This is a genomic window from Pseudomonas sp. GR 6-02, assembly GCF_001655615.1.
Classification (GTDB): domain Bacteria; phylum Pseudomonadota; class Gammaproteobacteria; order Pseudomonadales; family Pseudomonadaceae; genus Aquipseudomonas.
In genome coordinates, this window is record NZ_CP011567.1 from 1,019,514 (window position 1) to 1,033,717 (window position 14,204).

The 14,204-nt window shown below is 60.2% G+C and carries 10 protein-coding genes and 1 riboswitch; of the genes, 6 read left to right on the forward strand and 4 right to left on the reverse strand.

Features of this window, described 5'->3' with window-relative positions; genetic code table 11:
• Positions 1 to 70: 70 nt before the first annotated feature.
• From PGR6_RS04390 to PGR6_RS04400, 3 genes are all read right to left on the reverse strand, one after another.
• Positions 71 to 655, reverse strand: a complete 585-nt coding sequence (locus PGR6_RS04390) for a TMEM165/GDT1 family protein (protein ID WP_026286682.1) — start codon at positions 653 to 655, stop codon at positions 71 to 73.
• Positions 656 to 746: 91 nt separating this feature from the next.
• Positions 747 to 871, reverse strand: a riboswitch (yybP-ykoY riboswitch).
• Between the two features lie 51 nt (positions 872 to 922).
• Positions 923 to 1,921: a class I SAM-dependent methyltransferase gene (locus PGR6_RS04395; protein WP_064616188.1), complete on the reverse strand. Its 999-nt coding sequence runs from the start codon at positions 1,919 to 1,921 to the stop codon at positions 923 to 925.
• A gap of 32 nt (positions 1,922 to 1,953) precedes the next feature.
• Positions 1,954 to 2,919, reverse strand: coding sequence for a 2-hydroxyacid dehydrogenase (locus tag PGR6_RS04400; RefSeq protein WP_064616189.1), 966 nt, complete (start codon positions 2,917 to 2,919; stop codon positions 1,954 to 1,956).
• 91 nt (positions 2,920 to 3,010) lie between these two features.
• Here PGR6_RS04400 and PGR6_RS04405 point away from each other — a divergent pair, with 91 nt between their 5' ends.
• On the forward strand, positions 3,011 to 3,640 hold the full coding sequence (locus PGR6_RS04405) for a LysE family translocator (RefSeq protein WP_019582369.1): 630 nt from the start codon (positions 3,011 to 3,013) through the stop codon (positions 3,638 to 3,640).
• A 13-nt stretch (positions 3,641 to 3,653) separates the two neighbouring features.
• Here the strand turns inward: PGR6_RS04405 and PGR6_RS04410 are convergent, their stop codons facing one another.
• Positions 3,654 to 4,424, reverse strand: coding sequence for an AraC family transcriptional regulator (locus PGR6_RS04410; protein ID WP_064616190.1), 771 nt, complete (start codon positions 4,422 to 4,424; stop codon positions 3,654 to 3,656).
• An 84-nt stretch (positions 4,425 to 4,508) separates the two neighbouring features.
• On the opposite strand from PGR6_RS04410, the gene PGR6_RS04415 reads away from it, so the two are divergent.
• From PGR6_RS04415 to PGR6_RS04435, 5 genes are all read left to right on the forward strand, one after another.
• Complete coding sequence (locus PGR6_RS04415; protein ID WP_064616191.1) at positions 4,509 to 5,693, forward strand: MFS transporter; 1,185 nt, start codon at positions 4,509 to 4,511, stop codon at positions 5,691 to 5,693.
• A 147-nt stretch (positions 5,694 to 5,840) separates the two neighbouring features.
• Positions 5,841 to 7,523, forward strand: a complete 1,683-nt coding sequence (locus PGR6_RS04420) for a fatty acid--CoA ligase (RefSeq protein ID WP_018929602.1) — start codon at positions 5,841 to 5,843, stop codon at positions 7,521 to 7,523.
• 333 nt (positions 7,524 to 7,856) lie between these two features.
• A complete protein-coding gene (locus PGR6_RS04425; protein ID WP_064616192.1) occupies positions 7,857 to 9,746 on the forward strand; it encodes a DUF1302 domain-containing protein in 1,890 nt (629 codons plus the stop codon).
• 28 nt (positions 9,747 to 9,774) lie between these two features.
• Complete coding sequence (locus PGR6_RS04430; protein WP_064616193.1) at positions 9,775 to 11,139, forward strand: DUF1329 domain-containing protein; 1,365 nt, start codon at positions 9,775 to 9,777, stop codon at positions 11,137 to 11,139.
• Between the two features lie 229 nt (positions 11,140 to 11,368).
• Positions 11,369 to 14,107 carry a LuxR C-terminal-related transcriptional regulator gene (locus tag PGR6_RS04435; protein ID WP_064616194.1) on the forward strand — a complete coding sequence of 913 codons (2,739 nt, stop codon included), beginning with the start codon at positions 11,369 to 11,371 and terminating at the stop codon, positions 14,105 to 14,107.
• Positions 14,108 to 14,204 lie beyond the last annotated feature (97 nt).

Consider the following 14,204-nt stretch of genomic DNA (forward strand, 5'->3'; position numbering starts at 1 on the left):
CTGAGGCTTGTGGCGAGGGGGCTTGTCGGAACGCCCCCTCGCCACAATCTGTTACTCACCAGATCCAGGGTCAAACCCAGCCACTGCTCTGCATCGCCTTGTACACCGCGACAATCGCCAGGATGAAGAACGCCGACGCCGCCAGGCGACGGATCAAAGTCAGAGGCAGTTTTTCCGCTGCAAAATTACCCGCCAGTACCACCGGCACGTTCGCAATCAACATCCCGGCGGTGGTGCCGAGGATCACCAGCCACAGATCCGGGTATTGCGCGGCGAGCATCACGGTCGCGACCTGGGTCTTGTCGCCCATCTCCGCGAGGAAAAACGCAATCAGCGTGGTCAGGAACGGTCCGAACTTGCGGGCGGTGCTGGCTTCGTCTTCGTCCATCTTGTCCGGCACCAGTGTCCACAGCGCCGTGGCGGCGAAGCTGGCGGCGAGGATCCAGTGAAGCGTCGCATTCGAGAAGAAACTGCCGAACCAGGCGCCTACCGCACCGGCCGCCGCGTGGTTGGCCAGGGTCGCGGCGACGATGCCGGCGATGATCGGCCAGGGTTTGCGAAAGCGAGCGGCGAGAATGAGTGCGAGCAGTTGCGTCTTGTCGCCGATTTCGGCCAAGGCAACGATTGCGGTGGGAACGAGTAGAGAGTCCAGCATCATCAGGGTTTTCCTAAGGGGCGGGTCGACACGGCTATGACACGTACAGCCTTCCCGCCCCGGGTAAGGTGTTCGTGTCATAGGTCTTGTCAAACCCTGCGATCCGTCTGATGCGGACGCGTGGGTCGCATACGCCATGGTCTGAGGACCAAGTATGTTGACGTATGCCGGACGAGCATGGCGCTCGTGGGAGACTACTCCCCTAGGACGGAGCGGATTCTGCCTAGGCAAATCCGATTGGGCAAGCCTTCTTTTACAAAAGCGTTTTCAGCCACGCTTGGCCCGGTAGATTCTAAAACCCTGTCCTTCAGCCTTGATCGCACACGCGCCCAAGTGCTCTTCGATCAGCGGCTGATACTTCAGGAAACTGTTGGCAACCAACCGCAGTTCGCCGCCATTTTTCAGATGTTTAGCTGCTTTTCGCAGCAAGTTCTCTGTGGCGAAGTAGTCGGTGTGTACGCCGACATGGAACGGTGGATTACTCAGAATCGCGCTCAAGCCCATGGGCGCTGCGTCGATGCCGTCACCGGTCAGCACTTCCGCTTCCAGACCGTTGGCGGCCAGGGTCAGGCGACTGCTGGCGGCGGCAAACGCGTCGACATCGAGCAGGGTGACCTGGTTGTGCGGGTAACGCCGCTTGACCGCTGCCCCCAGCACGCCTGCACCGCAACCGAAGTCCAGCAGGTGGCCGCTGGGCAGTTTGTCCAGATGTTCCAGCAGCAGGGCGCTGCCGCGATCCAGTCGACCGTGGCTGAACACGCCCGGCAGGCTGATGACTTTCAACGGCCCTTCGGCCAATGGCAGTTCATAGGTCTGGGCCAGGCTTTCCAGCGATTTGGCTTCTGGCGCATTGGCCACGGTGACCTGCCAGAGCTGGCAATGCCGTGCGCTGTCGAGCTTGCGTGGTTTGCCGAAGGGGTTCAACTGCTTGGCCGCGCCTTCGATGCCGCTGCGTTTTTCGCCGACCAGATACAACTCACGACCGGCCAGACGAGAGGCGAGGGCGTTGAGGATATAGTCGGTCAGGTCCTTGGACTTGGGCAGAAACACCACGGCGCTGTCGAATTCGCGCTCGGGCGCATTCACGCCAAAATGGCTGCGCCCGGCGAAACGGGCGTCCAGTGCTGCTTGATCGCCGGCGTGCCAGCACCAGCCGTGGGCATCGGGCAAGCGACCCAGCAAGTCATCGGCGGGCAAACCGGCCAGCAGCACCGAACCCTGGAACAACTCGGCCTGACGAAGCAGTACTTCACTGCGCGGATCCATACTCTGCTCCTTGAAAAAAGTGCCGCAGTTTATCAACTGACGACCCGCAGCGCTTTACCGCTGAAGTAAGCCTGAGCGTTTTCCGTCAACTGGCCAACGATTCGCTGCCGCGCCTCGCGGCTACCCCAGGCGTTGTGCGGGGTGACGATCAGCCGTGGAATGTCCTGGGCCAGCAGCGGATTGCCCGCAGTCGGTGGTTCGACACTCAACACGTCGGTGGCCGCGCCGCCCAAGTGGCCGTTGCGCAGGGCGTCGGCCAATGCGTGTTCGTCGATCAAGCCGCCGCGCGCGGTGTTGACCACGAAAGCACCGGGCTTCATCGAGGCCAGTTCACGGGCACCGATGAAGTGTCGGGTGTGTTCGTTGAGCGGGCAATGCAGGGTCAGGGCGTCGATTTGCGGCAGCAGCTCGTCCAGCGGCAAGCGGTCCGGGCGGGCAGGGCGGCCCGGAATCTGCCCCAACAAGACGCGCATGCCGAACGCTTCGGCCAGCCGCGCGACGGCACCGCCCAGTTCACCGTGGCCGAGCAAACCGAGGGTTTTGCCTTCGAGTTCGACGATCGGGTAATCCAGCAGGCAGAACTGTTTCGCCTGTTGCCAGCGACCTTCGGCGACGGCTTTTTGATAGTCGCCCAGGCGCGTCGCCAGGTTCAGTAACAACATGATCGTGTGCTGAGCCACCGACGGCGTGCCGTAACCCTGGCAATTGCAAACAGTGATTCCGTGGGCGCGGGCTGCAGCAAGGTCGACATTGTTGGTGCCGGTGGCGGTGATCAGGATCAACTTCAACTCGGGGCTGGCCGCCATGGCCGCCGCATCAATCAGGATTTTATTGGTGATGGCGACAGTGGCGCCTTTGAGGCGTTCGATCACCTGCGCAGGCGTGGTCTGGGCGAACAGCTGCAAGTCGCTGAAGCACTCGCGTAGTGGGCTGAGGTCGAGATCGCCGAGGTCCAGGGACGGATGGTCAAGGAAAACGGCGCGGCGAGAGTTCGTCATCAACTGTACCTTTTGTGCATTGAACTGAGGGCGTAATCTGCCGAGCCTACCAGATGAAACAAGCAGTTACGCTTGGCCAAAGGGAGCCCCCATGTACTGGACAGAATTCTTGACCGTTGCGCTGATTCACCTGCTGGCTGTTGCAAGCCCCGGCCCGGATTTCGCCGTGGTGGTGCGAGAGAGCGTGACTCACGGTCGCCGCGCCGGGACCTGGACGGCGCTGGGCGTTGGTTCGGCGATTTTCCTGCACGTCGGTTATTCGCTGCTGGGGATCGGGTTGATCGTGTCTCAGTCGATCGTGCTGTTCAACGCCTTGAAATGGGCCGCTGCCGCGTACCTGCTGTACATCGGCTACAAGGCCCTGCGCGCGCAACCGGCCAAACCTGCAGCTGACGATCTGCACCAGGAAGCGGGTGAGCGCACCGCGCGGGGCGCCTTCACTGCGGGGTTCGTGACCAATGGCCTGAACCCGAAGGCCACGCTGTTTTTCCTGTCGCTGTTCACCGTGGTGATCAACCCGCACACGCCGCTGGCGGTACAGGCCGGTTACGGGATCTATCTGGCAGCGGCAACGGCGCTCTGGTTTTGCCTGGTGGCGATGTTGTTCAGTCAACAACGCGTGCGCGCCGGTTTCGCCCGCATGGGCCACTGGTTCGACCGGACCATGGGCGCGGTGCTGATCGCCATCGGCGTGAAACTCGCGTTCACCGAGATGCATTGATCGCGCTGAGTGTCTACGGGGGATTGAGTTCGCTCAATTTGTTCAGCGCGTTCAGGTATTCCCGAGGGTTTTCCCCGAGCAAACGGCGAAACATTGCGCTGAACGCCCGAGCACTGCCGTAGCCCAGGTCGCGCGCCACGCTCTGCACGCTTTCCCCGGCGAGCAGACGCGGCAGGGCTTCCATCAGGCGCAGTTGCTGGCGCCAGGCATTGAAATTCATCTTCAGTTGCTGCTGGAACAGCCGCGCCAAGGTTCGAGAGCTGGCGCCGACCTGTTGTGCCCAGTCTTCCAGGGTGTTGGAGTGATTCGGTGCGCGCAGCAGCGCCATGCAGATGCCCTGCAGGCGTCGGTCCTCGGGCATTGGAATGTGTAGCGGAAGGTTTTCCAGGCTGGCGATCTCTTCCAGCATCAGCTTCTGAATCAATGAGTTTTCCGCGTGTCGCGGACCTTGCACCGCGCGCAGGATCAGCTCGCGCAGCAGCGGTGTGACGGCCAGCACACAGCACTGTTGCAGCGTTGGCGGCGACAGTTCGGGGGCAATGAACAGCGAACGCATGCGCACCTCGCCCGACATGAAAATTTCATGCGCCACCAATGGTGGAATCCACACGGCTCGGGTTGGTGGAATGACCCAGGCACCTTGCGCAGTGACCACTCGCATGGTGCCGCAAACGGCGTACAGCAACTGAGCTTCGCGGTGTTGATGCTGTTCCTGGTGAGCACCGTCCACGTAATCTCGCGGATAGGCGCTGACCGGCCCGTGCAGGAAATGGCTGATTAACATGTCAGATCCAATGACTTTGTTGTCAGGATTACTCTTTTTCGCCAACTTAGCATAAGCCGCTCACTACAACGTAAGCGTGCCGCGATGAACCAGTCCAGAAATGTCCTCCGCTATATCAACGCAGCCCATGTGATCGATCACATGTTCATGCTGATTTTTCCCGCCGCCGTTCTCGGTATGACCCAGGCCTTCGCACTGGACTACGCCGCGATGATCGGCCTGTCTCTCGGCGGCTTTATTGCCTTTGGCGCCTGTTCGCTGCCGGCCGGCTGGCTGGGGGATCGCTGGAGCCGACGGAAAATGATGCTGGTGTTTTTTTTCGGCATTGGCGCTTCGGCGATCTTTACCGGCGTGAGCAGCAGCGCACCGATGCTGGTACTCGGCCTGACGCTGATCGGTATTTTCGCCGCGATCTATCACCCGGTGGGCACCGCGATGCTGGTGGCTTACGCGCAGAACCGGGGCCGCGAGATCGGTATCAACGGCATGTGGGGCAACCTTGGCGTGGCGTTTTCGGCGCTGATCACCGGGTTGCTGGTGGCGCAACTCGGCTGGCGTTCGGCATTCGTTTTGCCTGGCGTGGTGGCGATTGGGCTGGGCATCGGTTTCGCGTTTCAGGTGCGCGAAGAACCGATCCCCAAGCGTGCGCACACACCGCTCAAAGATGCGGCCGGTCAGCGGATTTCCATGGTCATGGTGTTCGGCGTACTGGCCTTGGCCACCGCGACCGGCGGTGTGGTGTTCAACGCCACGACCATGACCTATCCGAAATTGTTTCAGGAACGCCTGCACGATTTGTTTACTTCACCGCAAATCCTTGGCGTCGTGGTCAGCCTGGCGTATGCCTTCGGCGCCGTGGCGCAGTTGAGCATCGGCCGGGTCTTGCATCGTTTCAGTCTGAAATGGCCGTTCATAGTGTTGACGCTGTGCCAGGCGCCACTGTTGTTCGGGTTGGCCTATGTCGACGGCTGGGCCGTGATCGTGCTGGGTGCGGCGTTCATGTTCGTGGTGTTTGGCCAGGTCACGGTGAATGATGCGATGGTCGCCAACTTTGTCGCGCCGCAATGGCAATCCCGAGTCTTCGCGCTGCGTTACTGTTTATCGTTCGGTGCCAGTGCTACCGCGATTCCGCTGATTTCGTTCGTCGAACCGCGCCAAGGTTTTGTAGGTCTTTACCTGATATTGGCGAGTATTGCGGCGTTGACCTTCGTGGCTGCAATGGTTTTCCCCCGGACACCGGCCGAGGCTGCCGTAGGAAAAATGGCGTAACGGCTGACGAATTCTCGCAAGTGCTGGCGTAAAGCTAGCATTTGTACGGTTCTGCAAATCATACCTTTGGCTGATTTGGCTGGCGTTCAAGGCCTCTAGAGTGCTTAGCTTTAGCAGCCAAGACTGTGCAGTCAAAAAGGGACTCTTATGTTGCAGACTCGCGTTATTCCTCCAGCCGAGGGCGCTTACCAGTATCCGCTGTTGATTAAACGGCTGCTGATGTCCGGCGCCCGTTACGAAAAAACTCGCGAAATCATCTACCGCGATCAGTTGCGCTACAGCTATCCGACCCTGATCGAGCGGGTTGCGCGGCTGGCCAATGTGCTGACAGAGGCCGGCGTGAAGGCCGGGGATACCGTGGCGGTAATGGACTGGGACAGCCATCGCTACCTGGAATGCATGTTCGCCATCCCGATGATCGGCGCGGTGATCCACACCATTAACGTGCGGCTGTCGCCAGAACAGATTCTCTACACCATGAACCACGCCGAGGACCGCTTTGTGCTGGTCAACAGCGAGTTCGTCGGTTTGTACAAGGCGATTGCCGGGCACCTGACCACGGTGGAGAAAACCCTGCTGCTGACCGACTTGCCGGAAAAAACTGCCGAGTTGCCGAACCTTGTCGGCGAGTACGAGCAACTGCTGGCCGCGGCGAGCCCGCAGTACGACTTCCAGGACTTCGACGAAAACTCGGTGGCCACCACGTTCTACACCACCGGCACCACCGGTAACCCCAAAGGCGTGTATTTCACCCATCGGCAACTGGTGCTGCATACCATGGGCGTGGCGACCATCATGGGCGCCATCGACAGCGTGCGGCTGTTGGGCACCAACGACGTGTACATGCCGATCACCCCGATGTTCCATGTGCATGCCTGGGGCTTGCCGTATGTGGCGACCATGCTCGGGCTCAAGCAGGTTTATCCGGGCCGTTACGACCCCGAGTATCTGGTGGAGCTGTGGCGCAAGGAGAAGGTGAGCTTTTCCCACTGCGTGCCGACCATTCTGCAAATGGTCCTCAATGCCAAGGCGGCGCAAAACGTCGATTTCGGTGGCTGGAAAATCGTCATCGGCGGCAGTGCGCTCAACCATGCGCTGTACGACGCCGCCAAGGCCAAGGGCATCCAATTGACCGCCGCCTATGGCATGTCGGAGACCGGGCCATTGGTATCATGCGCCCACCTCAACGATGAGCTGATGGCCGGCACCGAAGACGAACGCACCACCTACCGGATCAAGGCTGGTGTGCCGGGGCCGTTGGTCGAGGCGGCAATCGTCGACACCGAGGGCAACTTCCTGCCTGCCGATGGTGAAACCCAGGGCGAACTGGTGCTGCGTGCGCCGTGGCTCACCGAGGGTTACTTCAACGAGCCGCAAAAAGGCGCCGAGCTCTGGGCCGGGGGCTGGCTGCACACCGGCGACGTGGCAACCCTGGACAGCATGGGCGTGATCGACATCCGTGACCGGATCAAGGATGTGATCAAGACCGGTGGCGAGTGGATCTCTTCCCTGGACCTGGAAGACCTGATCAGTCGCCACCCTGCGGTACGTGAGGTAGCAGTAGTGGGCATCGCCGATCCGCAGTGGGGCGAGCGCCCATTTGCGCTGTTGGTGGTTCGCGAAGGGCATCAGATCGGGGCCAGGGAACTCAAGGAGCACCTCAAGCCGTACGTTGAACAGGGGCACCTGAGCAAGTGGGCTATCCCGAGTCAGATCGCCGTTGTTACTGAAATTCCCAAGACCAGCGTCGGCAAGCTCGACAAGAAGCGTATCCGCGTCGACATCACCGAATGGCAGGCCAACAACAGCACCTTCCTCTCGACGCTTTAAGCGTCATCTGGCGTGCCCGAAAGGGCACGCCAGAGCCACCAAGCAAGCGCTTGGCTTGTGAAATCCGAATTTTCAGCCATCCTTGCCGTGCCGACATGTGTCGGACTGGCGAAAGGACTGTTCCAGGGTGGCCGGCAGCGCAAATCACACTTTAGAGGGATCAAGCACTACTACCTGCTGGCTATAGTCCGCTCAAGGATTTTTAAGAACGGAGCTCACGCAATAAACGGGGCGATGCAACTTTGGAGTGACTTCGGACCGCTTGGCTTCCGGTTACCCACAGCGTTTTTAAAAGTACTAAGCCATAACAATAATGCACATGGAGTAGCGTCGATGACATCAGTAAACCAGTTCTGGCGCCGGGCGAAACTGCCCCTGGCGGTCAGTCTTGCCTCTTCGCTCGCCGGGCCCGCATTCGGCGTCAGTTTCAACGTTGGTGAAATCGAAGGTCAATTTGACTCATCCCTGTCGATCGGAGCCAGTTGGTCTACTCAGAGTCCCAACAAAAACCTGATCGGCGTCAATAACGGGGGCCATGGCCTGTCCCAGACGTCCGATGACGGTCACGCCAACTTCAAGAGTGGCGAAACCTTCTCGAAGATCTTCAAGGGTATTCATGACCTTGAATTGAAATACGGCGACACCGGTGTCTTCGTCCGAGGCAAATACTGGTACGACTTCGAACTCAAGGATGAAAGCCGCGAATTCAAGGACATCAGCGACAGCAACCGCAAGGAAGGCGCCAAATCCTCCGGCGGCGAGCTCCTCGACGCCTTCGTCTACCACAACTACTCCATTGCCGATCAGCCGGGTTCCGTGCGTCTGGGCAAGCAGGTTGTGAGCTGGGGTGAAAGTACTTTCATCGGCGGCGGCATCAACTCGATCAACCCGATCGACGTCTCCGCGTTTCGTCGTCCCGGCGCCGAGGTCAAGGAAGGTCTGATCCCGGTCAACATGTTCTACGTGTCCCAGAGCCTCACCGACACTCTGTCGGCCGAAGCCTTTTATCAACTGGAATGGGACCAGACCGTCGTCGATAACTGCGGCACCTTTTTCTCCCAGCCCGACATCATTGCCGACGGTTGCGACAACAACCTGCGCGTGCTGAACAAGCGTTCGACCATTCCGGGCGCCGCCTTGCCCACATTGGCCAGGCTGGGCGTCGACGTTAACGACGAAGGTGTACTGGTGCGTCGTGGCCCTGATCGCGATGCACGGGACAGTGGCCAGTGGGGCGCGTCCCTCAAATACATGTTCGAGCCGCTGGACACCGAGTTCGGTGCTTACTTCATGAACTACCACAGCCGTGCGCCGATCTTCAGCGCTACGGGGGCTCCAGCATCGGCCTATGCGCAGGCAGCGGCCTTGCCGGGGGCGCTTCGGGCTCTGGCGCCGTTGGTGGTCGCGGGTAACTCGAACTACTTCGTCGAGTACCCGGAAGACATCCGCCTCTACGGCTTGAGCTTCTCCACCACCTTGCCTACCGGCACGGCGTGGAGCGGTGAGCTCAGCTATCGTCCGAACGCGCCGGTGCAGCTCAACTCCACCGACATTCTGTTCGCCGGCGTGCGTCCATTGGGCGGCACCCTGACCAATGCTTCGCTGCTTAACGGTGTGCCGGGTCAGGACTTGCACGGCTATCGCCGCAAGGAAATCACCCAGTTCCAGACCACCCTGACGCACTTCTTCGATCAGGTCATGGGCGCCAGCCGCCTGACCCTGGTGGGCGAAGTGGGCGTGACCCACGTCGGAGGCCTGGAAAGTACCTCTGACGTCCGTTATGGCCGTGACCCGGTCTACGGGCCTGGCGAACTGCCGTCCACCGGTGGCCTCGATACCTGCTCGGCGATCCTCAACACCAGCACCATCAATGGTGCCGGCGCGGGTGCCGCTACCAACAACCGCAGCCGCAATTGCAACAACGACGGCTTCACTACGGCTACTTCGTGGGGTTATCGCGCCCGGGCCATTTGGGAATACCCCGACGTATTCGCCGGTGTGAACCTCAAGCCGAACGTGGCCTGGTCCCACGACGTGAGCGGTTACTCGCCAGGCCCTGGCGGCAACTTCGAGGAAGGTCGTAAAGCGGTAAGCCTGGGGCTCGATGCCGAATACCAGAACACCTACACCGCGAGCCTGGCGTACACCAACTTCTTTGACGGCAAGTACACCACCGTAGATGACCGCGACTTCGTTGCGCTCAGCTTCGGCGTGAACTTCTAAGCACTGCATTTTCAGGACGAACACATTTATGAAAATAACAAAGAGTCTGTTCCATGTTGGTGTTCTGGGGCTTTCGCTGCTGGCGACCGCTGTCATGGCGGCGGTCCCTGTGGCCGAAGCGGACAAGCTGGGCAAGAGCCTGACCCCGATGGGGGCCGAGATGGCAGGCAACGCCGACGGCTCGATCCCGGCCTGGAAACCGATGCCAAAAAACGCCGGTAGCGTGGACAGCAAGGGTTTTCTGTCTGATCCGTTCGCGAGTGAAAAACCGCTGTTCACCATCACCGCGCAGAACGTCGACCAGTACAAGGACAAACTCGCGCCGGGCCAGTACGCGATGTTCAAGCGCTACCCGGAAACCTTCAAGATGCCGGTCTACCCGTCCCATCGCGGCGCCACTGTGCCGGATGAGGTGTTTGCCTCCATCAAGAAGAACGCTACCAACACTAACCTGGTGTCCGGTGGTAATGGTCTGGAGAACTTCGAAACCGCGATCCCGTTTCCGATTCCGAAAAGTGGCGTTGAAGTCATCTGGAACCATATCACCCGTTATCGCGGCGGCAGTGTGACCCGTCTGATAACCCAGGCCACGCCGCAGGCGAACGGCTCGTTCAGCCTGGTGTACTTCGAGGATCAGTTCGTGTTCCGCGACAGGATGAAGGATTACGACCCGAAGAACCCGGGCAACATTCTGTTCTACTTCAAGCAGAAAGTGACCGCGCCGGCTCGTCTGGCCGGTGGCGTGCTGCTGGTGCACGAAACCCTCGACCAGGTTAAAGAACCGCGTTCGGCGTGGGTCTACAACGCCGGGCAGCGCCGAGTGCGTCGTGCGCCGCAAGTGTCTTATGACGGGCCGGGTACCGCTGCCGATGGCCTGCGTACTTCCGACAACCTGGACATGTACAACGGTGCGCCGGATCGCTATGACTGGAAGCTCGAAGGCAAGAAAGAGATGTACATCGCCTCCGACAGCTACAAGCTCGATTCGCCACAGCTGAAGTACGCCGACATCATCAAGGCTGGTCACATCAACCAGGACCTGGCTCGCTATGAACTGCGCCGGGTCTGGCATGTGGTCGCGACGCTGAAGGAAGGTCAGCGTCACATCTACGCCAAACGTGACTTCTACATCGACGAAGACACCTGGCAGGCGGCAGTGGTCGATCACTATGACGGTCGCGGGCAACTGTGGCGCGTCGCCGAGGCTCACTCCGAGAACTACTACGACAAGCAAGTGCCGTGGTACGCCCTCGAAACCTTGTACGACCTGCAATCGGGCCGCTACCTGGCACTGGGCATGAAGAACGAAGAGAAGTCGGCCTATAACTTCGGCTTCACCGCCAGCACCGCCGACTTCACTCCGGCCGCGTTGCGTCAGGAAGGCGTTCGCTAAAACGTTGTAACCCGAGGCCGCATCCTCGAAAAAACGCCCCGACTGGTTCGGGGCGTTTTTTTGGCAGTTCATAAAGATCGTTGTCCGGTGTGGCTGTCCGGTTTACCGACATTTTTGCTCGTAGTCTTTTTGTAGCCATTTGTAGCAATAACCTTCAATAGCTCTTCGTTTACCGCTAGGCTGCGGACATCTGTAACGCCGCCATCAGTATTTCAAACAAGAGCCGGCCATGACTGATCTGTCCCCACTTCCGGGCCCTGCAAGCGTTGCCGTCGCGGCACTGGACGGGCGTTTTTTCCGGCCTCCGCTGCCCGCCGGCCATGTGCTGCGGCCGCGTCTGTGCGAGCGCCTGAGTGCAGGTCTCGGTGGCAGGCTGTTGTTGGTCAGCGCGCCGGCAGGGTTCGGCAAGAGTTCATTGGCGGTGGAGTTTTGTCAGGGGTTGCCGGATCACTGGCAAAGCCTGTGGCTGGGCTTGAGTCTGCGGGACAGTGATCCCGGCCGTTTTCTTGAGCGCCTGCTCGAAGGTCTTCAGGACTACTTTCCACAACTGGGCAGCCAGGCGTTGGGGCTGCTGAAAATGCGCCAACGTCATCAACCGTTCGCCTTTGAAGAATGGCTGGACGGTTTGCTCGATGAACTGGCCGTGCACCTCTCACCCAACACGCCGCTGCTGTTGGTACTTGATGACTATCATCTGGCCCAGGGGCCGGTGCTCGATCGTTGTCTGCAGTTTTTCCTCAATCATTTACCCGATGGCCTGTTGGTCATGGTCACCAGTCGGCAGCGTCCGGACTGGCATCTGGCACGCCTGCGGCTGTCGCGGCAACTGCTCGAGTTACATGAGCAGGATCTTCGGTTGACCCATGATGAAGCCCTGAGCCTGCTTGATCGACACAGCATTTCATTGCGTGGCGAGGCGCTGGAGAATTTGATCCAGCGCAGCGAAGGCTGGGTGGCAGGGCTGCGCTTCTGGCTATTGGCGGCCTCCGAGGCGGGCAGCGAGGGTGCATTGCCCCAGTCGCTGTACGGCGGGGAAGGACTGATTCGCGATTACCTGCTCGAAGAAGTCATCGATTGCCTGCCCGCCGAGGTGCAGTCATTCCTGTACGACACCGCGCCCCAGGAGCGTTTTTGCAGTGAGCTGTGCGACGCTGTGCGCGAAGCCCATGACAGCGCCGAAATCCTGCGTTTCCTGCTGGCGCATCAGGTGTTCCTGGTGCCGCTGGACGAACACGGTCACTGGTATCGCTATCACCACCTTTTTTCCGATCTGTTGCGCAGCCGGCCCACCGCCCAGGCGATGGTGCCGACGGCCAGCTTGCACCTGCGCGCCTGCCGCTGGTTCAACGCCCAAGGGCTACTCGATGAGGCGGTGGAGCAGGCGTTGCGCGCCGGGCATCTGGATGTCGCGGCGAATCTGGTGCAAAACCTTTCTGAAGAGCAACTGCTGGCCGAGCAGAACGTCGGCATGTTGCTGCGCTGGAAAATGGACTTGCCCGATAGCCTGTTAATCAGCACGCCACGGCTGATCGTGCTCTACAGCTGGGCATTGGGGCTGGCCTGTCAACTGGACGCCGCCGAAGAGCTGGCCAGTCACCTGAGCCGCTTCCTGCCGGCGCCGTCGGCTACTGCGCAAAAATCCATGCTGGCGCAATGGCTGGCCCTGAGCGGGATCATTGCCCGGGGGCGAGGCAATCGCGAGCTGACCATGCTCTATTGCGCCGAAGCACTGGAAAGCCTGCCGGCCAAACGGTATGGACAGCGACTGATGTGCCTGTCGACATTGTCCAATCTGGCGATTGCCGATGGCGACTTGTGGCGTGCCCGGGGGTTGAATCGTGATTCGCTGGAGTTGGCACAGCGCGTTGGCAATCCGTTGTTCGAGGCCTTGGCTCATTACGACCGCGCCCGGGTATTGCAAGCGCGCGGGGAGATTCTTCGTTCACTGGATGAAGTCCGTCAGGGGTTGCAACGCTTGCAAGGTTTATCCCCTCAACGACTCTATGCGGTGCGTGCACGCCTGACCTTGTACGAGGGTTTTTTGCTGGCGCTGCGCTTGCAACCCCAGGCCGCGCGGGCACGTTTACTCGCGGGGTTGGGTGAAGCCAGGGCCTGTCGTGACATCAGCGTACTGATCGGCCACTGTGTTATTGCCCGGCTGGAGGGCAACAGCGGCGAATTCGCGAAGGCCTTCGCCGAACTTGCCGAGGCCGAGCGCCTGATGCACATCTGGGACGTCCCGCCGATTTACTATCTGGCGATGATTACCCTGGTCAAATGTGAACTCTGGCTGGCTCAGGGTCGCACCGATCTGGCCGAAGCCTGGCTTGCGCGACTGGGCCAGACCTATAACGGCGAGCACCCGGCTGCCCCCCCGGAATTCCATCCACAACTACCGCTGCACATTGAGTTGCAACAGGCGGTGCTGGACATGATGAAGGGCCAGCCCATGCTCGCCGAAGGGCGCCTGAATGCGCTGCATGAACACGGTCAGCGTAGCGGTCGGCAGATGCTCAGCGTGATGGCGCTGAATCAGAACGTTACGCTGTTGTTGGCGGGCGGACGCGAACCCGAGGCCCGCAAGGCGCTGGCCCAGGCTTTGGAAGCGGCCGCCGGAGGTGTCCTGCAACCGTTTGACCGATTACTGGCCGAGCATCCGGACTGGCTGCGTGGGCAACTTCAACCCTGTGCGCCGACGCCGGTTTCGCAGCATCTGCTGGAAAAGCTTCCGGACATGGCCTCCCGTCCAGTGGTTGAGTCATCGCCTGTTGCTGAACAACTCAGTACGCGTGAACTGGCGGTTTTGCGGCTGATCGCGCAGGGATGTTCGAATCAGGAAATCAGTGATCAGTTGTTCATTTCGCTGCATACGGTCAAGACCCATGCCAGTCATATCAACAGCAAATTAGGTGTTGAGCGGCGCACGCAGGCCGTGGCTCGGGCGAAAGAGTTAGGGGTGTTGGGGTGAACGGGGCCCCCGACATTTTTCGCGTTCAAGTCTTGGCGCTTGGGTTCAGTCTTGGTGATACAAAACAAAACACCCCGACATTGGTCAGGGCGTATTG

Bases quoted from the DNA above. Each gene is read 5' to 3' on its own strand.
- PGR6_RS04390 (WP_026286682.1), bottom strand. From the start codon at position 655: ATGCTGGACTCTCTACTCGTTCCCACCGCAATCGTTGCCTTGGCCGAA.
- PGR6_RS04395 (WP_064616188.1), bottom strand. From the start codon at position 1,921: ATGGATCCGCGCAGTGAAGTACTGCTTCGTCAGGCCGAGTTGTTCCAG.
- PGR6_RS04400 (WP_064616189.1), bottom strand. From the start codon at position 2,919: ATGACGAACTCTCGCCGCGCCGTTTTCCTTGACCATCCGTCCCTGGAC.
- PGR6_RS04405 (WP_019582369.1), top strand. From the start codon at position 3,011: ATGTACTGGACAGAATTCTTGACCGTTGCGCTGATTCACCTGCTGGCT.
- PGR6_RS04410 (WP_064616190.1), bottom strand. From the start codon at position 4,424: ATGTTAATCAGCCATTTCCTGCACGGGCCGGTCAGCGCCTATCCGCGA.
- PGR6_RS04415 (WP_064616191.1), top strand. From the start codon at position 4,509: ATGAACCAGTCCAGAAATGTCCTCCGCTATATCAACGCAGCCCATGTG.
- PGR6_RS04420 (WP_018929602.1), top strand. From the start codon at position 5,841: ATGTTGCAGACTCGCGTTATTCCTCCAGCCGAGGGCGCTTACCAGTAT.
- PGR6_RS04425 (WP_064616192.1), top strand. From the start codon at position 7,857: ATGACATCAGTAAACCAGTTCTGGCGCCGGGCGAAACTGCCCCTGGCG.
- PGR6_RS04430 (WP_064616193.1), top strand. From the start codon at position 9,775: ATGAAAATAACAAAGAGTCTGTTCCATGTTGGTGTTCTGGGGCTTTCG.
- PGR6_RS04435 (WP_064616194.1), top strand. From the start codon at position 11,369: ATGACTGATCTGTCCCCACTTCCGGGCCCTGCAAGCGTTGCCGTCGCG.